The sequence below is a fragment of the Hydrocarboniphaga daqingensis genome (genome assembly GCF_900129825.1).
Taxonomy (GTDB): Bacteria; Pseudomonadota; Gammaproteobacteria; order Nevskiales; family Nevskiaceae; genus Hydrocarboniphaga; species Hydrocarboniphaga daqingensis.
On the sequence record NZ_FQWZ01000002.1, the window covers coordinates 539,614 to 562,185 of the forward strand.

Here is a 22,572-nt window from a genome sequence, read left to right on the forward strand (position 1 = left end):
GGTCTCCTCGTTATTGTGGGGTGCAGCCCCTGCAATGTGGCGGCAAGCCCCGTCGCGCTCCCCAAACTTTAGGTGAGGGGGTATGGCGCGATGGGCGTCATGCTGCGACCGTGCCGTGCACAAGAGCGACGCTGACCTATCAGCGTGACGCCAATTCGCGCCGACCAGGGAATGGAATGAAACTGCCTGCTGTATCTCGCTTTGCCGCTGTACTGCTGTTGTCGATGCCGGTCATCGCACAGGCCACCAACAGCGTTTTTTCCCACGGCTACGGCCAGACCTCTGAGGGCGCCGGCGGTGTCGGCGTCGTGCTCGCTGAAGACAGCGGCGCACTGGCTGCCAATCCGGCGGTGGCGCTGGCGGTGGCGCCGCGCTGGGACCTCGGCACCGACATCTACAAGGTGTCGATCCGCTCCACGCTGCGCGGTAATGCGGCCGGTGACGATGCCCGCTATCTGTCGGACGGCCAGGAAGTCTTCATCATTCCGCAAGGCGGCTTCGTGGCGCGCTACAGCGACCGCATCGGCTATGGCGCCACGCTGTTTGCTGCGGGCCTTGGCACCGACTACCCCGACAACCCGTATCAGCGCTTCGGTGGCTCGCCACGCGGCGGCGTCAAGCTCGGCCAGTCGATCCTGTCGTCGGCGCTGGCCTATGCACTGACGCCGCGACACACGATCGGCGTCGGCATCAACCTCGCGTACCAGTCGATCAGCGTCGTCGGTATCGAGTTTCTCGGCGCGCTGTCGGTGGCACCGCAGCAGGTCAGCAACCAGGGTCGCGAAGGGGCGTTCGGCTACGGCGCACAACTGGGCTATCGCGGCCAGTTGGCCGACACGCTGACGCTGGGCCTATCGTGGCGGTCGCGCACCAACTTCAGTCGCTTCGACGACTATCGCGGCTTGCTGCCCGACGGCGATCTGGACATGCCGACGACGTACAACGCCGGGCTGATGTGGACGCCGGTGCCGGTGCTGGCACTCGCCTTCGAAGCCCAGCGCGCCGAGTACTCCGACCAGAAGGCCACCGGCCATCGCGCCGAGCGCCTTGCTCAAGGTGAGGCCTTGGGTAGCCCGAACGGACCGGGCTTCGGCTGGCGCGACCAAACCGTGCTCAAGTTCGGCGCCGTGTGGACCGCATCGCCGCAATGGACGCTGCGCGCCGGCTACAGCCGCGCCACGCAGCTGCTGCCGCCGTCCGAAACCTTCCTCGGCATGATGGCGCCGTTGGTGATGCGCGATCACGTCACGGCCGGCCTGACCTGGCGCAGCGCGAACAGCGGCTGGGACTACACCGCGATGCTGGGCGCCGCACTCAGTGGCGCCGTCGACGGTCGCAATTCGATTCCGCCGGCACTCGGTGGCGGCGAAGCCGACGGCACCGCACAGCAGCGCTTCATCGGCTTGGCGATCGGCCGGCGCTTCTGAGCGCCGGCGCGATCGCCGGCATCAGCCGGTGATCTCGCGACCGAACACCTGACGGGCGACGACCCAGCGCTGCACCTCGTTGGCGCCTTCGTAGATTTCGCCGATCTTGGCGTCGCGGTAGATCGATTCCAGCGGGAATTCCAGGCCTGGACCGCTCAGCGTCTGCACGAAGCCGTAGGCGCCGCAGGCCTGGATCGCGTCGCGTGACAGGTCCACGGCCAGCTCCGATCCCGCAACCTTGGCCATGGCCGCTTCGGCTTCGGCGTTGCCGGTCTTGTCGTAGACCATCGCCGCTTTCTGATACAGGCTGCGGCACATTTCCAGCCGCATCGCGTAGTCGGCAAAGCGGAACTGCCAATGCTGGAAGCTGGCCACCGGCTGGCCGAATACCTTGCGCCGACTGATGTAGTCCGACGAATAGTCGAATGCCGCTTGCGCCATCGCCACGCCGATCGCACCGATGCCCATGCGGCCCAGCATCAGCGCACTGAGTGCCGAGCGCAGACCGCTGTTGGCGGTGCCGATCACATGATCGTCGGGCACGAACACACCATCGAAGTGCACGTCGGCGGTCAGCTGCGCGTGATTGCCCATCTTGCGGTCCGGATCGCTGACGCGGATGCCGGGCGCCTTCATATCGGCGAACAGGAACGTCTGCCGCTCGCCGCTGCGGCACAGCACGCAGATGTAGTCGGCGGCCACCGAATTGGTGATCCAGCGCTTGGTGCCGGTGACGCGATAGCCGCCGTCGACCTTCTCGGCAACGGTCCGCATGTTGCCGGCCGACAAGTCGGTGCTGGCCTCGGGTTCGCTGGTGGCGAAGCTGCCGACGAACTCGCCGCGCACCAGCGCTGGCAAGTAGCGCATCCGCAGATCACCCCCGGCGCGGTTCAGCGTTTGTCCGACCAGAATCGCTTGCCCGTCGTACAAGGCCGACGCCAGGCCGCGCGAGTAGTAGGCCAGCTCTTCGAGCACCGTGACCGTCGCCAGCGTCGGAAACTCTAGCCCCAGGCCGCCAACATCGGCCGGGAACGGAATCTTGTACAAGCCCGCAGCGCCCATCGCATTGAAGATCGCGCGCGGAAAGCCGTTGCGTGTCTCCGGTGTCGTGTTCAACGCATGCGCGGCCGGACGCAACACATCATCGGCAAACTGGCGAACTTCGCGGCGGATGCGCCGCGTTTCGTCCGGCAGTAGCAGGTCGTTGAATAGCGCATCAGCGCGGCGTCGTGCAGCGGTCATCGTCTTCTCCATTGTGTTTTTGTCCGAATCCTTGATGGACGACTCTAGGTGTCGGCCGCCGCATCGAGGCCGTGCTTTAGTTCGGCGCCGCGCGATACAAGGTTTAGAACAACAGCACCGGCTTGATCGCCGCGCCGCTTTCGGTGGCGTGGAACGCGGCGTCGATCTGGTCGAACGGGAACGTGCTGATCAGCTTGTCGAACGGAAAGCGGCCTTGCTGATACAGCGCCAGCAGACGCGGGATGAACTGCTGCGGCTGGCTGTCGCCTTCGAGAATCGCCTTGATGCCGATGCCGCGCATGATCATGCTCATGATGTTCACCGGCAGCGTCGCCTCCATCGGCGATACGCCGACCAAGCCGAGCATGCCATTGGGCAGCAGGGCGTCGGCCGCCGTGGCAATCACCGCCGGGATGCCGGTGGTGTCGAGCGCGCGATGGACACCGCCGCCGCTGATTTCACGCAGTTGCGTCAGTGCATCACGGTCGGGAGCGCGCGGGTCGATCACCGCGTCCGCGCCCAGCGACAGCGCCAGCTCGCGCCGCGCTGCCAGCGGCTCGACGACGATCACTTGCGCGGCATCGACGGCCTTGGCGGCCAGCAGTGCCGACAGTCCGACAGCGCCGCCACCGAAGATCGCCAGCGACAGCCCAGGGCCGATGCCGAGCGAATTGAGCGCAGCACCAGCGCCGGTCTGGATACCGCAGCCGAGCGGGCCCAGCAGCGGCAAGGGCAGGGACGCATCGACCTTGACCACGTTCGATTCGCGGACGATCGCATAGCTGGCAAACGACGACTGGCCGAAGAAATTGCCGTGAACGACGCTGCCGTTCTGGCTCAGCGGTGAACTGCCGTCAGCACGCGCGCCACCGAAGTTCAGCGGCATGAACTGGTGACAGTAGGCCGGTGCTTCGTGTTCGCAGTTGTGGCAATGCCCGCAGGCATTGAACGACAGCACAACCGCATCGCCGGGGTTGACGGACCGTACCGACGACCCGACCGACTCGACGATGCCGGAGCCTTCGTGCCCCAGCACGATCGGCATCGGCACCGGGAAGCCGTCGCGGCAGACAATGTCGGTATGGCAGATGCCGACGCCGACCATTCGCACGCGCACCTCATCCGCACGCGGCGGTGCAACATCAATCGATTCCAAGCTCATTTTGCCGCCGCTGCTGCGCACGATGGCGGCGCGCGCGCTGATCGTCGAAGTCATCAATCCCTCTCCTCGTTATCGGTCGCCGTCCGTTGCGGCGGCGTGGGCGGCATCGTCGTTGGCCGTCGGCCAACCCCGCCTATACCAAAGGTTGGGTTGCCCCAAACCGATTCGACGACACTGCAGACCTCAGGTTGCGGCACCTTGACCGGTGTCAATGCATGAGAGGACATCGGGCCCAACGAGAAACCCGACGCCATAGAGCAGGAGGAGAAGCCGAGCGCGCAGGCCAGCAGCCTGCGGCTTCGGGGCGTGACTGCCCCGAGCCATGCCACTTCCACTCCTCATCGATGCAGCTAATACGAGGTGTGTGTGGACGAGACGAATCAGATTCAGCCGCTGCGATTCCGGCTGGCCAAATGGATCATGGACCGGCGCGGTGCAGTGGCCATCGCCTTCGTGCTGGTGACGCTGGCGTTTGCTGCCGGCTTCCCGCGCGTCGAGATTCGCACGATCTTCAAGGATCTGCTGCCGCTCGATGATCCGTTCGTTCAGGTCTACAACGACCACCCGAACTTCGGCAATCCGCTGACCATGTCGATCATGGTCAAGCGCAAGGACGGCTCGATTTACAACGCCGAAACGCTCGGCAAGGTCTGGAAGCTGACCCGCGACATCGACTTGGCACCGGGCGTCGACCACGACCAGATCATCTCGATCGCCACGGAAAAGCTGCGCTTCGCGGAAGCCACCCCGTTCGGCATCGACATGCGGCCGCTGATGGACGATCACGTGCCGTCCACCGCCGAAGAAGTCAGCGACTTCAAGCGCCGCATCGAGCAGTCGCCGAACGCGCGGACGTTCTATGTGTCCGGTGACGAGTCCGCGACGCTGATCAACGCCACGTTCCTGGACTCTGTCGAGTACGGCGAAGCCTTCGACTACGCGCAGACACTGATCAAAGCCGCCGCCGACGACCAGCACGAAATCTATCTTGCCGGTCAGCCGGTGCTGACCGGCTGGGTCTACCAGCTGCAGAAGCAGACCTACAAGATCTTCGGCGTCACGCTCGGTCTGCTGACCTTGGCGCTGGTGCTGTACATGCGCAACATCGCCGGCGTCGTCACGCCGATCGTCTGCGCAGCGGTGGCCGCGGTCTGGGGGTTTGGCTTCATCGGCTGGTTGGCGCGGCCGATCGAGCCGCTGCTGATGATCGTGCCGCTGCTACTGGTCGCACGCACGTTCTCGCACTGCATCCAGTACACCGAGCGCTATTACGAAATCCTCGGTCACGTCGGTGATCGCCGCAAAGCTGCCGAAATCACGATGGGCGTGATGATGGCGCCGTCGATCCTCGGCATCATGACCGACGTGTTCGGCATCGTGTTCATCGCGATCGCACCGATCGAGACGATGTACAACCACGCACTGTTCTGCGGCGCCTGGGCGCTGTGGATCATCCCCACCGGCGTGTTCCTGATTTCGATCTTGCTGTCGTACCTGCCAGCGCCGCGCAATCTCGAACAGATCGCCGGCGGCGAGGCCAAGGAATCGGGCATCCATCTGTTCCAGAAGCGCGTGCTGCAGAGAACCGCACGGATTACCCACGGCCCGATGGCGCGGATCACCACGGCGATCGTCGTCGTGCTGTCGATATGGTCGGTGTGGCAGGCGATGCAGATCAAGATCGGCAACCCGGTCGAGGGCAGTAACCTGCTGTGGGAAGACAGCGAATACAACACCGCGGTGCGGGCGATCAACGGCCACTTCCCGGGTATGAACACGCTGGAGATCATTCTCGAAGCCAAGCAGCGTGACCCGAACGATCGCATCGCGCGCACGCCGGAAGTCGCCGCCGTGTCGGCGCAGATCCAGGCCATGGTCGAAGCCGATCCGGTGCTGCCGCCGCGTGCGACGCTGTCGTTCACCGACTACGCGATGGAAGGCAACCGCCTGTTCTCCGGCGGCAACCCGAAGTTTCTGCCGCTGGACCCGACCGTGTCATCGGTGCGGGCGGCGGGTACCGCCGTCACGTTTGGCACCAACCCGGTGAACTTCGGGCACATCTCCGACTTCGAGTTCCAGAACTCGACGATCTCGCTGTGGTATCGCGACAACAAGCAAGAGACGGTTGACGCTGCACTGGCCAGCGCGCAGCGCGCCGTCGATGCGGTCGGCGTCGACCACGAGAAGTTCACGGTGCGCATGGCCAGCGGCTTCATCGCGCTGCAGCAGGCGATGAACAACGTGGTCACCCGCTATCACTGGCTGATCCTGGGCTTGGTCAACGTTGCGATTCTGGTGATTTCGGCCTATGCCTACCGGTCGATCGTGGCTGCCGTGATTCTGCTGATCCCGGTCAACCTGTCGAACTTCCTGTTGATGGCGGCGATGGACTTGCTCGGCATCGGCTTGGACATCAACGCGGTCATCGTTGCGGTAATGGGCGTCGGCGTCGGCATCGACTACGGCATCTACATGCTGTCGCGGATCTGCGAGGAATACACGTCGCGCGGCAAGCGTTGGGACCTGGCGATCGATGCAGCGCTGACCACGACCGGCAAGGCGATCATGTTCACGGCCACGATCATGCTGCTCGGCATCCTGCCCTGGTACTTCCTGTCCGATCTGAAGTTCATGGCCGACATGGGCCTGCTGCTGGTCGCGATCATGTTGATCAACATGGTGCTGTCTCTGGTCGTGCTGCCGCTGCTGGTCTGGCTGGTCAAGCCGAGCTTTGCAGGCCGCGAAGACCTGATCGTCGGCGAGAGCGTCGATCTGTCCCAGTACCAGAAAGCAAAACCAGATGTCGCGCCAGCGTCAGATCTGCATCTGGCCGCGATCAAGTAGGACCTGGAGTCACCGCGAGCGCGGGTAATGGACTAAGCCGGATTCGCCCTACGGCCACACAGCGGGCGCTAGTCGAACAGTTGCTGCTTATTGCGAGGAGAACCAATGCATATCCGCAAGTACGATTTCAACTACGGCCGCCGTGAGTTGATGAAGAAGATCGCCGTCGGTGCCGGTGCCGGCGTACTGATGCCGCTGCACGAAGTCATTGCCGCCGGCAAGGACATCAGCAAGGCGTATCCCGACGAGTTGATGTCGATTGAGGCCATCACCAAGGGCAAGGTCAAGACCGGCGACTACATCACCGCCGCCAACGTCGAGCACGTGAAGGACCTGCTCGATCCGATCGTCTACGGCCAGATCAAGGACATGGGCCGCAAGATCAAGATCAAGGCCACCGAGCGCACGCCGACCAATCTGTTCCCGGGTCAGTTCTACGAGGCGATGCAGCGCAACAACGCGTCGGGCACCACGGCCAAGTTCAACGCTGACGGCAACGTCGTCACCCACGATAACAAGCCTTGGGTTGGCGGCCTGCCGTTCCCGGACCCGAAGAACGGCCTGGAACTGCAAGCCAACATGGCGATGAGCTGGGGTCGCGGCGACTACAACCAGTACGCGATCAAGGAAACCGATATCAATCCGGACGGCAACGTCGCCTACAACTACGACTTGGTCTGGGCCGAGTTGCAGACGCAGGCGCGCATGGACGGCAAGATCTTCCGCGACATGAAGGACCTGCTGCGCTTCCAGACCGTGTACTTCACGTCCACGGCCGACGTCGCCGGCAGCTCGTTCCTGAGCACCTGGTACTACGACCAGCGCAAGTTCCCCGAGCTGTACGGCTACCTGCCGCAGTTCAAGCGCGTGCGTCAGTTCCCGACCAACCAGCGCTTCGAGCCGCTGATTCCGGGCGTGACCTGGTTCCTCACCGATCCGTGGGCGGCCGGCGATCCGATGCTGACCTGGGGCGAGTACAAGATCATCGAGCGCAAGCCGATGCTCGGCGCCTACAACACCACGTGGAGCGGCGATCGTCCGAACTGGGAAAAGCCGGTGCATGGCGGACCCAAGGGCATCACGTTCTACGACACCGAGTACGAACTGGCGCCGGAAGTGGCGATTCTCGAATCCAAGCCGGTCGGCTATCCGCGTGCGCCCGTGGGCCGTCGTCTGGCCTATGTCGACGTTCGCAACTCGCTGTACTCCGGCAACATCCGCTTCGACCGTCAGGACAAGCCCTGGGTCAGCTTCGAAACGGGCTTTGGCCAGTACGTCAACGGCAGCAAGAAGGTCGTCGGTGCCGACGGCACCACGCCGGCGTACTCGTGGATCTACGTGATGAGCTATGACTGCCAGAACAAGCGCATGAGCCGCGCCGCGCATGCCGAGCAGTGCTTCGGTGGTTACAAGAGCATCTTCAACGGCGACCACGAGCAGATGTACAACAAGTTCTTCACGCAGCAGGCGCTGCAGCGTCTCGGCCAGGTTTGATCCCAGGCTGATTGACCGGATACAGCGCCGTGTTCGCGCGGCGCTGTATCCGGCTTTGCAGGATGGATAGCGGGACTGTTCATAAGGCCGTGAAAATGATGATTCGAATTCCTCGCTTGATGCGCTCGGTGCTGCCGCTGTCGGCGGTCGCCGCTGCGGTGCTGGTCGCCAATGCGTATGCCAATGCCAACGCACCGGCATCGACCGCAACGCAGCCGACCACGCTGCTGCGCGGCATCCCGCATCAAGCTCTGTTTGATGTTGATTTTGATGGTCGCAACGGCATCGCCGTCGGTGCCGGCGGCCAGATTGTTGTCAGCGGCGATGCGGGCAAGACCTGGGCGCCGCAGCCGTCGCCGTCACCGCTGAGTCTGCTCGGCGTGGCCACCCGCGGTGCGCACAGCATCGCCGTCGGCCAGATGGGCTTGGTGCTGACGCGCACCGACAACGGTCCCTGGACCGTGGTCAAGACGCCGACGACCGAGCGCTTGCTCAGCGTCGACCTGAATCCCTCGGGCCTTGCCGTGGCCGTCGGTTCGTTCGGCACCGTGCTGCGCTCCACTGACCACGGTGCGAGCTGGCAGGAAGCCACGCCCGATTGGCATGGCTTGTTCGCGTCCGAATCGGCAACGCTCGGCGATGGCTTTCGTCCGCACGTGTTTGCGGTGCAGGTGGATGACGACGGTCTGGTGACGATTGCCGGCGAAGTGTCGATGGTGCTGCGTGCCCGCGATGCACTCGGCTGGCGCGTGGTGCATCAGGGTGCCGTCAATGAGGGCCGCTTGGACCCGTCGCTGTTCGCGATGCAGATCCGCCGCGACGGTGTCGGCTTCGCGGTCGGCCAGTCCGGCTTGATGCTGAAGACCACCGATGGCGGCGAGCAGTGGGCACCAATCGCCAGCGGCAGCACCGGCTTGTTGCTGAGCGTGGAGACGCGTGACCGCAACGTGCTGGTCACCGGCATGCGCGAGATGCGTCGCAGCCATGACGACGGCCAGACCTGGACGCCGGTCACTGGTGGCGACATCGCCACCGCCTGGTACTCGGCGGCCGTGCAGCCCGAAGGCAGTCCGCAGGTTCTGGTCGCAGGCCAGGCCGGAACGATTCTGAGCATTCCATAACGCCCACGCCGCGACGCTGCACCACGCCAGCGTCGCGTAGCACGGGTATAGCAAGACACTGGAGAGGAGATCCGCATGAACAATGGGGGTAAGGGGGCACTACGTCGTGCAGGCCTGGCAACGACACTGGCGACGGCCGCATTGGCCGCGCCGAGCGCGCAGGCCGGCATCTTCGGCGACGACTTCAGCTGGGACATCGGCGGCTTCGTCCGTCAGGAAACGGCGGTCAGTACGGTCGGTATCGAAAACCCGAACAACCAGGGCGGCAACTTCCTGCAGAACCAGACTGCGACGCGGCAGGCCTTCCTGCCGCCGGGTCTGCTGCCGGGTGGGCAGCTGATCAACTGGGGTGACATCCCGCTGCCGTATCGCAGCGACGTCAAGCGGTCGGATTTCGTCGACAGCACCGACAACGACTTCAACTGGGTCGTGCTGCGTGGCGAAGTCGAGCTGGGCGCCAAGTTCGGCGAGCACTGGGACTTCGTCGCCCGACTGCGCGCGCTGTACCAGCCCGACGTCTACGACGACTTCAACGCCAACAGCCTCGACGGGCTGCAGGGTGGCATCGACGGTGGTGATCCGCGGCTGTATCACGGCAAGGTCAACTACTTCGACTACTTCACCGAGAGCGGCAAGCGCGGCAATCCGCTGGAGTGGACCGGTCGCAACTACCAGGCCTATTTCCCGGCGATGGTGCTCAACTACCGCGATGGGGGTTTGAACGTCCGCGTCGGCAACCAGACCATCGCCTGGGGTCAGTCGATCTACCTGCGCGTATTCGACGTGCCCAACGGTATCGACCTGCGTCGTCACTTGATTCTCGACCGCGGCCTCGAGGAGTTCTCCGACAAGCGCGTGCCGATGCTGTCAGCGCGCATGACCTACCAGGTCACCGACTCGATCCTCGCTGACGCCTACGTCGGCAAGTTCCAGCCTTCGGTGTTCGGCAATCCCGGCACGCCGTACAACGTGATTCCGGTGCAGTTCACCGTGCACGACCTGTACGAGCCGAGCTTGAACGACACGCGCTTCAGCGGCGGCATGCGCTTGAAGGGCGACTATGGTGACTGGGGCTGGCAGGCCGCCTACGTCAACCGCGTCAATCCGGACGGCGTGTTCCGCTGGACCAATAGCAATGTCGAAAAACCGCTGCAGGGCGGCCCTGGCAGTCTAGCTTCGCTGGTCAACACCGCGTATGCCGCCAAGTTGCCGGCGGCGGCTTGCGGCGCCAACTACGATCCGTCGCTGTGCCGTCGTTACGCCAACACCGGCGAAGCGATTGCCAACAGCCCGCTCGAAGCCTCACCCGGCGGCGTCTATAGCGCCGACGAGTGGTTTACGTATGCCGGCCACGTGCGCCTCAACGGCGTCACCGGCTTGAACGCGGCGATCAACGACTTCGATGGATCGCAGGACTTGTACGCCACCCCGGTCGAGAACTACGAGCAGGCCGCAGCCCAGCTCAACACCTTCTTCATCGGTGCCGGCGGCAGCTTGCGCGGCCACATCGCACGCGAGTACTTCCGCGAAGACGTGATCATGCTTGGCGGCAGCTACGTCAATTCCAGCGACAACGACTTCCTCAACGAGCTGATCTTCAACCTCGAAGCGCAGTACATCCCGAACCGCACGTTTACCGCGACTGACCTCGGCAAGAACTTCAAGCAGACCGACGAGTACACGATCTCGCTGGTGGTCGACAAATGGCACCGCTTCTTCAACGAGTTCCCGGGCACCTACATCGTGTTCGAGGCGCTGACGAAGAACCGCAGCGACTTGGTCGGCCGTTTGCTGGAAGGCTACGGCGGCACCAAGGAGCGCGCTGCACCCGGCAAGAAGGGCAATGCCAACTACCTGGTGCTCGGCTTCCTGCAGCCCTGGCCGAACAAGCTCTACGAGCTGGAGTTCGCGACGCTGTTCGACCCGGACGGCGGCATCTTCGTGCAGCCGGGCGTGCGCTGGCATCCAGGCGGCGACGTCACCGTCGAAGGTTTCTACAACTACACCAATGGGCACCTCTGGGGTAAGAAGAACAACAACCTGATCGACGGTCTGGACTTCGCCCAGGAATTCACGCTGCGCCTGAGCTACCAGTTCTGATCACTCCGCTTGGCCGGTCCGCGGGTTCTCCCTTCTTCCCGCGCGACGTCTTCACTCGATGCCGGCTCCTGACGAGCCGGCCGGCCATTTTTCTTGACAGGTAGGACCATGCCGCTACGCATCTCGACGATCGGCTCGGTATTGCCGACCTCTCGGCGGCTCCCGCTGGCCTTGCGCGGCTTGCCAAGCCGCGGCGGGTCCGCGCAGGCTATGCGCCCCATGTCGATCGCCACGGTCCATAGCCCGCCGTTTTTCGCCTTTTCGCCGGTGCGCACGCGCATGCTCGACGAACTGGGCGCGGCGCTGCGGCCGCCGGCCAAGCTGCTGGCGGTATCGGCACCGACCGGATACGGCAAGACGGTTTTTCTGTCGCGGTTGTTCGACCATTACCGCAGCAGCGGCGCCGAATGCCAGTGGCTGGCGCTCGATGACCGCGACACCACGGTCGAGCGCCTGCTGACGCTGCTCGAGGGTGTGCTGCTTCCGGGAATCGAATCGGTCGATCCAGGTCAGGCGCTGCATCAGGGAGACCGGTCGGTCGACGAACGCATCGCGGCTGTCATCGAGTCGCTGTCGCATGCGCACGACCCGGCCGTTTTGTTCATCGACAACCTGAACTACTGCGTCGACGAAACCTTGTCGGCGTTGATCGATGCACTGGTGTTCAGCACGCCGTCCTGGGTGCATCTGGTGTTGTCGAGCACCACCGACCTTCCGTTCGACCGCGCCCGCGCGCGACTCGAAGGGCGTGTGCGCAGCATCGGCTACAACGACCTAAGCCTCAATGCCGGCGAGATCGCGCAGCTGCTCGGCACCGAGTTGAGCGAGCGCATCGGTGCCGTCGGGCTCAATGCGATCATTGATCAGACCGAAGGCTGGCCTGCAGCGGTGCGGCTGATGCAGATCCTGTTGGCCAGCGCGGTCGATCCGCTGCAAGCCTTGCAGCAGTTCTCCGGCGCCGATGAGGATCTGGCCGATCTGCTGAATCGGCAGATTCTGCATCAGCTCGACCCGGCATCGCGGCAGTTTCTGCTGGAGATCGCGCCGCTGCGCGTGTTCGGCGTCAATCTGTGCCGACAAGCCACCGGCGACGACCGTGCCGCCGATCACGTGCGCCGGCTGCTGAAAGACAATCTGTTTGTGATTCCGCTGGACCGCAACCGCAGCTGGTACCGGCTGCATGCGTTGTTCCGCGAGTTTCTGATCGACGAAGCCGAGCGGCAGGTGCCGGCGGCGCGGCGCTACGAGGTGCTGTGCCGCGCGGCCGAATGGTGCGAGCACGCCGGACGTTGGCAGGATGCGATCGACTACGCGCTGATGGCCGAGCGCGGCGATCTGGCGGCCGCCATTCTGGAACGTGTCGCTGCGATGTTCGTCCGCGATCGCGGCGATCTCAACCAGTACATCGAATGGGTCGAGCGTCTGCACCGGATGGGTGTGCGTGGCGGCTGGGAAGTCGATTACTGGTACGTCTGGGCGCTGGTGTTCCACCGTCGCTACGAGTTTGCGCGGCGCCAGATGGAGCTGGTATCGCAGCGACTGCGCAGCGAAGCGGCAAGCCAGGGACGCGTCGACGAAGCCGAGCACGTGCAGCGTCGCATCGATGTCATCAGCTTCACGATCGACACCTATACCGACCGTCATGAGGATGCGCTGCGCCTGGCGATGCGCTGGCTGCCGCCGCGACCCGACGACGATCCCTTCGATGTCGCCACGGTCGCGGCCGGGTCGTGCTTCCAGTTGGTCAGCCGTCACCAGCTGACCGAAGCGCGCAGCTTGCTGAGGCTGGCGCAGTCGCACATCGCCCAGGCGCAGAGCGTCTACGGCGAATCCTGGGTTGCGATCGCCAGCGCATCCGTGGCGATCTACGACGACGACTACTCCCAAGTCCATCAGGACTTGATCGGTGCGCTGGCCAAGAGCCGCGCACAGCTCGGCGACAACGCGGGCATCAGCGGCACGCTGGCGATCGTCGCGTCCAAGTCGGCCATCGAATCGGGCCGCGACGACGAGGCTCGCGAGCTGTTGATGCTCGGCATGCGCCGCATCGAATCGCACGGCATCGTCGAGACGGCGCTGCTGGGCCTGGATGCGGCGATCAAGCTCTGGAACGGCGACGACCTGCCGACGCTGAACCGCTACCGCGAAATCGCTGCGGCGTATCCGCCGCGAGCGGCGCTGGGGCTGAGCTGCTTCATCGTGCGCCGCTTACTGAGGCTGGGCCGCTACGACGAAGCACTGGTGGAAGCCGCGCAGATCGGTTTGGTGCCCGAGCGCGGCATCGAGCAGCTGGCCAGTGCCGAGTTCGAGCAGTTCCACGGCATGCGGGCCATGGCCGCCGCGGTGCTGATCGAACTCGACATTGCCGGTGGTCGGCTCAAGGCCGCGACCGCGCTGATTGCCGACGAGACGCGCAACGCCAAGGCGGTCAATCGCAGCGGTCGTCTGGTCGAGCTGGCGCTGGATGAAGCGGCAATCACGCTGTGTTCGCACAATCCGGCGCCGGCGGCACGGCATCTGGCGCGGGCGGTCAGTCTGGCGGCCAAGCGCCGTTATATCCGGCCATTCCGCGACCGCGCCGAACTGGTGGCCGCGCTGGTCAACGAGACCAAGTCCAAGGACTGGGGATTTGCCGTCGAAGAAGAGCGGCGCTTCTTTGCCGAAATCTGCCGCGGCTTGCCGCTGGGTCAGCATCGCGACGACGTCGAGCTGGACGCCGACAGCAGCGTCCACACGCTGGCCGAGACGCCCACTGCGCGCGAGCTGGAGCTGCTGATGCTGGTCGAGGCCGGTTTGTCCAACCAGCAGTTAGCCGATCGGCTGTCGCTGTCGGTGGCGACCGTCAAATGGCATCTGTACAACCTGTACACCAAGCTCGGTGTGTCCAGCCGCGGCGCCGCATTGGCGCGGGCTCGGGCCTTGAACCTGCTGGTGCGATAGCGCGCGCTTGGCTACGGCGGTTCGCGGTCGCAGCCGCTCGGCTTGGCGTATATCGAAGTTCGACGGCGCGGCCGCGACCCCGACCAAACTAACGGTTGGGACCCCCGACACCGCGCTTGTCGACACTACGGTGGCGAGATGGCGACTCAGATCGCCGCAATCACCGGAGGACGACCGATGTTGGATTACCTGAAGTACACCGTTTCCACCGTCATTCTGGCCGCGACCACGGCAGGCCTGTGGATCGGTGGCGTTTATGTCTGGCTGGGTCTGGGTGTGCTGCTCGGCGTGCTCGGGCTCGATGCTTTCCTCAAGCCGGATCATTCGATCCGCGACCAACGCTATCCCTGGCTCTACGACGCGGTCGTTGCGTTCAACATGGCGCTGGGCTTTGCGCTGATCTGCCAGTACGCGTATCTGGTCGGTCAGGACCACTTCGTCACCACCAGCAGCGCCGTCGGTGCATTCGTCACGATGATGTTCGTGCAGTTCGTCGTCACCGCGCCGGCGCTGCATGAGATGTTTCACCGCGAGAACACCGGCTTGCGCTGGTACGGCCGCATCGGCCAGGTGCTGATCTTCGATCCGTGGCGCGAGATCACCCACGTGGTGACGCACCACATGGCAGTGGCCACGCCCTACGACCCTGACTACGCCCGCCGCGGCGATACCTTGTACGGGCATTTGTTCCGCACGTTCCGCAAGCAGATCGTCGAGTCCTATCACCTGGAAAAGACCATGTGGACCAAGCGCGGTCGCGCCTGGTGGGACCCGCGCAACGGCTGGGTGCAGCGCGCGGCGATGCTGGTCGGCTTCACCGCGATCCTGCTCGCTTGCGGCGGTGCCTATGGCGCGCTGCTGGCGATCGGCGTCTGCCTGCTCGGGCCGCGCCTGTTCCTGGAAGTGTTCAACTACTGCCAGCACTACGGTCTGGTCACCGGCACGCCGGGTCGCTTTGAGAAGCGCCACACCTGGAATCACCTGACGCCGTTCGTGCGCATCCTGGCGCTGGAGATCACCAATCACGCCGGCCACCACGAAGACAGCTACAAGCCGTTCTACGGGCTGGTTCCCGACCCGACCGGTCCCAAGCAGCCGCAGTTCCTGATGTGCGTGCTGCTCGCCTTCGTGCCGCCGCTGTGGTTCATGATGATCCGGCCGCTGCTGAAGCACTGGGACGAGCACTACGCCACGCAGCAGGAGCGCGAGTTGGCGCGGGCTGAGAACCTGCGTGCCGGCTGGGTCGACGAGCGCATCGACCAGTCGTCGCGCTTCACGCTGCCGCCGATGGCGATGGCGCGCTGACCGCCAGCGCCGTCCAGGACTCGATCCGTGATTACCGATAACCCAGCGGCGCCTGCCGCCGACGGCGGCCGCACGTCAACTTGCCGCATCCGTCTGAATGGCAGCGACGAGCAGTTCGACGTCGCCCGCAATGATTTGCTGCTGCTGTCGGCCATCGGCCAGGGCATCGACTATCCGCACAACTGCCGCGTCGGCGTCTGCGGTCGCTGCAAGACGCGGCTGCTGCAAGGCCGCATCAGCCCGATGGTCGATTTCGCGCTGTCGCCGCTGACCAACGAGGAACTCAAGGACGGCTACATCCTGGCCTGTCAGGCCAAGGTGCGCACCGATCTGCTGATCGACGTGCAGCTCGGCACGCAGGCGATCCTGCCGGTGTCGATGGTGGCCTCGCGGGTCGTGCGTTGGCGGCGCCTGCCGGGCGAGGTGATTGATCTGCGTCTGCAGCTGGAATCGCCACTGATGTTCAACGCCGGGCAATACGTGACGATCGCCGCCAGCGGCTCGTTCGTGCGCCGCTCGTACTCGATCTGCGACGCGCCGCCGGACCCGTCCGGCGAAGGGGCCCGCGAGATCGGGCTGATGATCAAGCGTCTGCCGGGCGGTGAGTTTTCCGAATGGCTGTTTGCCGAAGACCGTACCGGCACCCGCATCTGGGTCGAAGGTCCGTTCGGCATGATGGGCATCGACGACGAGCCGCGCGACGGCTTGTGCGTCGCCGGTGGTACGGGTCTGGCGCCGGTGTTGTCGATCGCATCGGACCGCTTGGCGCGACATGAGGCCACCACGTTCACGATCGTGCTCGGCTTGCGCTCGCAGCAGGACGCATTCGCCGACTCCTACCTCGAAGCGCTGCAGCGTCGTTATCCGACGCGTCTGCGCGTGCTGCGCATCCTGTCGCACGAGCCGGCGGACTCCAACTGGTCCGGCCTGCGAGGCTTGGTCACGGCCGCGCTCGATGACGCACTCGGCATCGACTATCGCGCGGTATCGGCCTTTGTCTGCGGCAGCCTGCCGATGGTCGAAGCGGTCGAGCGCGTCTTGCTGCGCCAAGGCGTGCCGGCATCGCGGATCCACGCCGACAAGTTTCTGCCCAGCCGCTGAGCGGTTTCCTTTCTTTTGCAGACGGTCCTGGCGCGGGTCGCGCCGGGGCGGTCATCGCCTGAACTTTCATCCGGAGAGCGGTATGACGGACGCGTTGATTTACGACCATGTGCGAACGCCGCGGGGTCGCGGCAAGCCGGACGGTGCGCTGCACGAAGTCACTTCGATCCACTTGGGCGCCACCGTGCTGTCGGCACTGCGCGATCGTCACCAGCTCGATACGAGCCTGGTCGATGACGTGATCTTCGGCGTCGTCGCGCCGGTCGGCGAGCAAGGCCAGTGTCTGCCGCGTCTGGCGGCGATTGCCGCCGGCTACTCGGAAAAAACCGCTGGTGTGCAGATCAACCGCTTCTGCGGTTCGGGCCTGGAGTCGGTCAACATGGCGGCCGGCAAGGTCGCAGCGGGTGGCGCGGATTTCGTCGTGGCCGGCGGCTGCGAATCGATGTCGCGCGTGCCGATCCTCAGCGACGGCGGCGCCTGGAGCACCGACCCCGCGCTGGCATACACGGCCAACTTCATTCCGCAGGGCATCAGCGCCGACTTGATGGCCAGCAAGTACGGCTATCGCCGCGAACAGCTCGACGATCTGGCTGTTGAAAGTCATCGCCGCGCTGCGCACGCCTGGGCCGATGGCCGCTTTAACCGCTCGGTGGTGACGGTGCGCGATCTGCTCGGCGAGATCCTGCTGGAGCGTGACGAGACCGTGCGCGCCGGCTGCACGCGCGCCGATCTGTCCAAGCTCAAGGCCTCGTTCGCCGAACTCGGTGTCAAGGCCGGCTTCGATGCACTGGCGATTGCGCGCTATCCCGACGTTGAACGCGTGATCCACGTGCATCACGCCGGCAATTCGTCCGGCATCGTCGACGGCGCTTGCGCGATGCTGATCGGCAGCAAGGCCGCTGGCGCTGCGGCGGGCCTGCGGCCGCGAGCGCGCATCCGCGCGTTCGCCGAGATCGGCTCGGAGCCGACGATCATGCTGACCGGCCCGGCTTATGCGGCCGAGAAGGCGCTGAAGAAAGCCGGCATGAGCGTGCACGACATCGACCTGTTCGAGGTCAACGAAGCCTTCGCCGCGGTGCCGATGCGCTTTGCTGAGGTGCTCGGCATCGATCCGGCGCGGATCAACGTCAACGGCGGCGCGATCGCGATGGGCCATCCGCTGGGCGCAACCGGCGCGATCATCCTCGGCACGGCGCTCGACGAGCTGGAGCGCAGCGGCAAGTCGACGGCGCTGGCCACGCTGTGCATCGGCGCCGGCATGGGCGTCGCCACCATCATCGAGAGAATCTGATGTCGAGCACCTCCATCCCAACGGCGGCTTCGGCGCCGCACGTCACCACGCGGATCGAAGACGGTATCGGCCTGCTGACGATCGACCAGCGCGACCGGTCGATGAACGTGTTCACGCCGGAACTCGATCGCCAGTTGCGCACGGCGTTCGACGCACTGCTGGCCGATGCGGCCGTGACCGGCATCGTCATCTGCAGCGGCAAGAGCAGCTTTCTGGCCGGCGCCGATCTGGCGCAGATGGCAGCGTTCAACGAGCCAGGCTCGACGCCAGCGCAGACGCTCGATCGCATCAGCGCCTTCGGCAATCTGTTCCGCCATATCGAAACCGGCGGCAAGCCGGTGGTCGCCGCTGCCAGCGGCACCGCGCTCGGCGCCGGACTGGAGCTGATGCTCGGCTGCCATTACCGGATCGCATCCGATGCGCCCGGCGCGCAGTTCGGCCTGCCCGAGGTCAAGCTCGGCTTGCTGCCCGGTGCCGGCGGCACGCAGCGCGTGGTGCGCATTGTCGGCATCGCCGCCAGCATTCCGCTGCTGACGCAAGGCACGGCGCTGAGCGCGGCCGAGGCGCACAAGCTTGGTTTGATCCACGAGGTCGTGCCGGCCGCCAGCCTGATCGATGCGGCCAAGGCCGCGCTGCGCGACGGTCGCGTCAACGCGGTGGCGCCTTGGGACCAGAAAGGCTTTCGTCTGCCGGGCGGTGATGCCTATGCACCGGCGCCGACGCAGGCACTGGTCGCGGCCAATGCGAGCCTGCACGCGGCGCATCGCGACCATATGCCAGCGCCGCTGGCGATCCTGCGCTGCGTCTACGAAGGCGCGCGGTTGCCGATCGACAAGGGTCTGCGGCTGGAGCAGAAGCTGTTCACGACGCTGGTGCGCGACCCGGTCGCGCACAACTTGATCCGCACGCTGTTCTTCGCCCGGCAGTCGGCCGACAAGCTGGTGCGCCGGCCGATCGGGGTCGCGCCGTCGAAGGTGCAGCGCCTGGGTATCGTCGGCGCTGGCTTCATGGGCGCGGGCATCGCCGAAGTGTCGGCACTGGCTGGCATCGAGGTGGTGTTGATCGACCGCGATAAGGCCAGCGCGCAGCGCGGCTACGAGTCGGTCCAGCGCGCGCTGGACGCCGCGGTGGCGCGTCAGCGGCTGACGGCCGATCGTCGTGATGCGGCGCTGGCGCGCGTGCGCGCCGTCGAGCACTACGCTGATCTGGCCGGCTGCGATCTGGTGATCGAAGCCGTGGTCGAAGACGCCGGCATCAAGGCCAAGGTCACCGCGGCTTGCGAAGCGGTGCTCGGCGATCGCGCGATCCTCGCCAGCAACACCTCGGCCTTGCCGATCGGCGAACTGGCTGCCGCAAGCTCGCGCCGCGATCGCTTCATCGGCCTGCACTTCTTCTCGCCGGTATCGAAGATGGCGCTGGTTGAAGTGATCCGCGGCCGTGATACGTCCGATGAGACGCTGGCGCGCGCACTCGATTACGTACGCCAGATCCGCAAGACACCGATCATCGTCAACGATGGTCCGGGCTTCTACACGACGCGCTGCGTCGATGCCTATCTGCGCGAAGGCTTGCACTTGCTGGCCGACGGCGTCGATCCGGTGTTGATCGAAAACGCGGCGGTGGCGCTGGGGATGCCGGTCGGTCCGCTGGCGCTGGCTGATGAAGTCGGCATTGATGTGGCGCATCACGTCGCGCATTTCCTCGCGGCGCGCGAAAGCGGCCCGGCTGCGGTCGATCGCCATGCACGCGCCAATGCGCTGCTCGACGCCAAGGTCGGCGCCGGACAACTCGGCCGCAAGAGCGGCGCCGGCTTCTATGCGTATCCCGAAGGCGCGCCGCGCCATCTGCAAACCGCATTGCGCTCGGCGGCGACGGCCGCGACGCAGCCGACATCGTCGGCGGTGCAGCAGCGGCTGCTGTACGCGCAGGTGATTGAGGCAACGCGTTGCTGGGCCGAAGGCGTGGCCACCGATGCGAGCGACACCGACCTGGGCGCGGTGCTCGGCTGGGCGTTTCCGGCTTACTTGGGCGGCCCGTTGTCGGTCGTCGATCAGACCGGCGCTGCCGAATTCGTCCGTCGCTGTGATGCGCTGGTCGCCAGCTGCGGTGCACGCTTCATGGTGCCGGTGCGGCTGCGCGATTTCGCAGCCAGCGGCGCGCGTTTCCATACGACCTGAGGACGACCGATGGCACTGGCTGAGTTGCAGATCGACACCGCAACCGGTGTCGCGACGATCCGGGTCAATCGGCCTGAAGTGCTCAATGCGATCGATGTGCCGACCGCGCAAGCGATCCGCGACGCGGTGCTGCCGCTGGATGGCGATGCGCGCGTGCGCTGCATCGTGCTGTGCGGTGCCGGCCGCGCGTTCATTGCCGGCGGCGATCTGGCGCGCTTTGCCGACGACTTCGACCGCGCGCCGGAGGTGCTCGACGGCCTGCTCGACGCGCTGCATCCGGCGATCCTGACGCTGCGCCGTCATCGCGCGCCGGTGCTGGCGAGCGTGCACGGCGCGGTGGCCGGTGCGGGCCTGAGCTTGATGGCGGCCTGCGATCTGGCGGTCGCCGCGCAAGGCACGCGCTTTCTGGTGGCCTATGACCGTATCGGCGCGAGCCCCGACTGCGGCGGCACCTGGTTTTTGCCGCGCGTGCTCGGCGAGCGCCGCGCGGCGCAGTTCATGTATCTGAGCCAGGGCTGGGACGCCGAGACCGCCGAGCGCTACGGGCTGGTCAACGAAGTCGTCGCCGCCGATGCGCTGGCGGCGCGCACGCAGCAGCTGGCGCAGCAGATCGCCAGCGGACCGACCTCGGCTTTCGGCGCCTATAAGCGACTGAGCCGACAAGGCCTGGATGACGACGGCTTGGCGGCGCATCTGGAACAGGAGCGAGAAGCCTGGCGCGCGGCGACGCATACGCAGGACTTCCGCGAAGGCGTCAGCGCCTTCCTGGCCAAGCGCCCGGCGCGCTTCACCGGCAACTGAGTTCACGAGGACGCAGCGCATGTTCAGCGACGAACAATTGATGATCGAAGAGGCTGCGCGGCGCTTCTCGCGCGACGTGCTGGCGCCCGGTGCCGCCGCGCGCGAACGCGCCGCCGCGATCGAGCCGGCCGTGATCGAAGGCCTGGCGCAGATCGGCTTGCTCGGCGTCACCGTATCGCCCGAATACGACGGTGTCGGCGCCGACTACGTCAGCTATGCGCTGGCGCTGATGGCGATCGCCGAAGGCGACGGCGCCGTGTCGACGATGGTCAGCGTCCACAACGCGCCGTTCTGCGCGATTCTCGAACGCTACGGCTCCGAGGAGCAGAAGCAGCGCGTGCTGCGGCCTGCGGCGCGCGGTGAGTTCATCGGCGCATTTGCGCTGACCGAAAGCCACGCGGGCTCCGACGCCAGCGCGCTGCGCACGCGCGCGCGACGCGGCGGCAAAGGCTGGATCGTCGACGGCAGCAAGCAGTTCATCACCAGCGGCCGCATCTGCGGCCAGGTCGTCGTGTTCGCCGTCACCGATCCCACCAACCCGAAGCGCGGCATCAGCGCGTTTCTGGTGCCTAGCGACACGCCGGGCTTCAACGTGGCCAAGCTCGAACACAAGACCGGGCAGAAGGCCAGCGATACCGCGAGCCTGAGCTTCGATGCGATGGAGCTGCCGAACGAGGCGCTGATCGGCGCCGAAGGCGAGGGCTACCGGATCGCCCTGTCGAGCCTGGAAGCGGGGCGCATCGGCATCGCCGCTCAGAGCGTCGGCATGGCTCAATCTGCGCTCGATTACGCGATCCGCTACGCCACCGAGCGCCAGTCGTTCGGCAAACGTTTGCTCGACCATCAAGCGGTGTCGTTCCGCTTGGTCGACGCCAAGACCCGCGTCGAAGCGGCGCGCCAACTGGTGCTGTCGGCCGCGCGGCTCAAGGACGCCGGCCAGCCTTGCCTGGAGCAGGCCTGCATGGCCAAGCTGTTCGCGTCCGAGACCGCCGAAGCGGTCTGCTCGGCTGCGATTCAGACGCTGGGCGGTTATGGTTACGTCGAGGACTATCCGGTCGAGCGCATCTGGCGCGACGCGCGCGTCTGCCAGATCTACGAAGGCACGTCGGATATCCAGAAGATCATCATCGGCCGCAGCCTCGCGGCCGCTGCCTGATACGAGCACACAAACCGAGCGCCGCAGGCGCCGCACAGGGAGAGAGCGACATGCAAATGCTGGAAATGGCGTTTTGGTGGATGGCCGCGATTGCCGCGGGTGGCCTGGGCCTGACGCTGCTGGTGGGGCTCAAGGTGCGATTCCCATCGTGGCTCGGTGCGGCACATGGCCTTGGCGGGCTGGCCGGCCTGGCGCTGCTGTTCACGGCCAATTTGCGCGCGGCCGACACCTTGCCTGATCTGGCCTGGTGGTCGCTGGGCGTGTTCACGGCGGGTTTCTTCGGCGGCTTGCTGTTGTTTCGCGTGTTGTTCAAAGACCGCGCCACGCTGCCGCTGGCGCTGATGCACGGCAGTGTCGGCAGCCTGGGCCTGTACCTGCTGTACGGCGCGCTCCACGCCGCCGCCTGAGCGC

General features: G+C 65.5%; 16 protein-coding genes. 13 read left to right on the forward strand and 3 right to left on the reverse strand.

Annotated features, from left to right (window positions below; translation table 11 throughout):
- The first annotated feature begins 176 nt into the window (after nt 1–176).
- Nucleotides 177–1,427: an OmpP1/FadL family transporter gene (locus tag BUB09_RS05415; protein ID WP_072895147.1), complete on the forward strand. Its 1,251-nt coding sequence runs from the start codon at nt 177–179 to the stop codon at nt 1,425–1,427.
- Nucleotides 1,428–1,448: 21 nt separating this feature from the next.
- Here BUB09_RS05415 and BUB09_RS05420 read toward each other — a convergent pair whose 3' ends face one another.
- Together BUB09_RS05420 and BUB09_RS05425 are read right to left on the reverse strand one after the other, a co-directional pair.
- Entirely contained in the window at nt 1,449–2,669 is a 1,221-nt protein-coding gene (locus BUB09_RS05420; protein ID WP_139250128.1) for an acyl-CoA dehydrogenase family protein, read from the reverse strand.
- 103 nt (nt 2,670–2,772) lie between these two features.
- Complete coding sequence (locus BUB09_RS05425) at nt 2,773–3,885, reverse strand: NAD(P)-dependent alcohol dehydrogenase (RefSeq protein ID WP_072895151.1); 1,113 nt, start codon at nt 3,883–3,885, stop codon at nt 2,773–2,775.
- A gap of 312 nt (nt 3,886–4,197) precedes the next feature.
- Between BUB09_RS05425 and BUB09_RS05430 the strand changes: the two genes are divergently transcribed.
- From BUB09_RS05430 to BUB09_RS05445, 4 genes are all read left to right on the forward strand, one after another.
- Nucleotides 4,198–6,675, forward strand: coding sequence for an efflux RND transporter permease subunit (locus BUB09_RS05430; protein WP_245793142.1), 2,478 nt, complete (start codon nt 4,198–4,200; stop codon nt 6,673–6,675).
- A 105-nt stretch (nt 6,676–6,780) separates the two neighbouring features.
- On the forward strand, nt 6,781–8,169 hold the full coding sequence (locus tag BUB09_RS05435) for a DUF1329 domain-containing protein (RefSeq protein ID WP_072895154.1): 1,389 nt from the start codon (nt 6,781–6,783) through the stop codon (nt 8,167–8,169).
- A gap of 98 nt (nt 8,170–8,267) precedes the next feature.
- Complete coding sequence (locus tag BUB09_RS05440) at nt 8,268–9,290, forward strand: WD40/YVTN/BNR-like repeat-containing protein (protein ID WP_139250129.1); 1,023 nt, start codon at nt 8,268–8,270, stop codon at nt 9,288–9,290.
- 75 nt (nt 9,291–9,365) lie between these two features.
- The gene (locus tag BUB09_RS05445; RefSeq protein WP_072895159.1) at nt 9,366–11,390 is read left to right on the forward strand and encodes a DUF1302 family protein; all 2,025 of its coding nucleotides are present in this window, start codon (nt 9,366–9,368) and stop codon (nt 11,388–11,390) included.
- Here BUB09_RS05445 and BUB09_RS17150 read toward each other — a convergent pair.
- The gene (locus BUB09_RS17150) at nt 11,378–11,671 is read right to left on the reverse strand and encodes a hypothetical protein (RefSeq protein ID WP_175550112.1); all 294 of its coding nucleotides are present in this window, start codon (nt 11,669–11,671) and stop codon (nt 11,378–11,380) included. The genes BUB09_RS05445 and BUB09_RS17150 overlap by 13 nt on opposite strands.
- Between BUB09_RS17150 and BUB09_RS05450 the strand changes: the two genes are divergently transcribed.
- From BUB09_RS05450 to BUB09_RS05485, 8 genes are all read left to right on the forward strand, one after another.
- Nucleotides 11,670–14,330, forward strand: coding sequence for a helix-turn-helix transcriptional regulator (locus tag BUB09_RS05450; protein ID WP_175550113.1), 2,661 nt, complete (start codon nt 11,670–11,672; stop codon nt 14,328–14,330). The genes BUB09_RS17150 and BUB09_RS05450 overlap by 2 nt on opposite strands.
- 177 nt (nt 14,331–14,507) lie before the next feature.
- A complete protein-coding gene (locus BUB09_RS05455; protein WP_072895165.1) occupies nt 14,508–15,635 on the forward strand; it encodes a fatty acid desaturase in 1,128 nt (375 codons plus the stop codon).
- Between the two features lie 27 nt (nt 15,636–15,662).
- Nucleotides 15,663–16,736 (forward strand): 2Fe-2S iron-sulfur cluster-binding protein, encoded by a 1,074-nt coding sequence (locus BUB09_RS05460; protein ID WP_072895168.1) that lies wholly within the window; start codon nt 15,663–15,665, stop codon nt 16,734–16,736.
- Between the two features lie 82 nt (nt 16,737–16,818).
- A complete protein-coding gene (locus BUB09_RS05465) occupies nt 16,819–18,027 on the forward strand; it encodes an acetyl-CoA C-acetyltransferase (RefSeq protein WP_072895171.1) in 1,209 nt (402 codons plus the stop codon).
- Nucleotides 18,027–20,204 (forward strand): 3-hydroxyacyl-CoA dehydrogenase NAD-binding domain-containing protein, encoded by a 2,178-nt coding sequence (locus BUB09_RS05470; RefSeq protein WP_072895173.1) that lies wholly within the window; start codon nt 18,027–18,029, stop codon nt 20,202–20,204. The genes BUB09_RS05465 and BUB09_RS05470 overlap by 1 nt, the downstream gene beginning before the upstream one ends.
- 9 nt (nt 20,205–20,213) lie before the next feature.
- Nucleotides 20,214–21,005, forward strand: coding sequence for an enoyl-CoA hydratase/isomerase family protein (locus tag BUB09_RS05475; protein WP_072895176.1), 792 nt, complete (start codon nt 20,214–20,216; stop codon nt 21,003–21,005).
- Between the two features lie 19 nt (nt 21,006–21,024).
- Nucleotides 21,025–22,161, forward strand: a complete 1,137-nt coding sequence (locus BUB09_RS05480; RefSeq protein WP_072895179.1) for an acyl-CoA dehydrogenase family protein — start codon at nt 21,025–21,027, stop codon at nt 22,159–22,161.
- A gap of 50 nt (nt 22,162–22,211) precedes the next feature.
- Nucleotides 22,212–22,568 carry a hypothetical protein gene (locus BUB09_RS05485; protein WP_072895182.1) on the forward strand — a complete coding sequence of 119 codons (357 nt, stop codon included), beginning with the start codon at nt 22,212–22,214 and terminating at the stop codon, nt 22,566–22,568.
- Nucleotides 22,569–22,572: the final 4 nt, after the last annotated feature.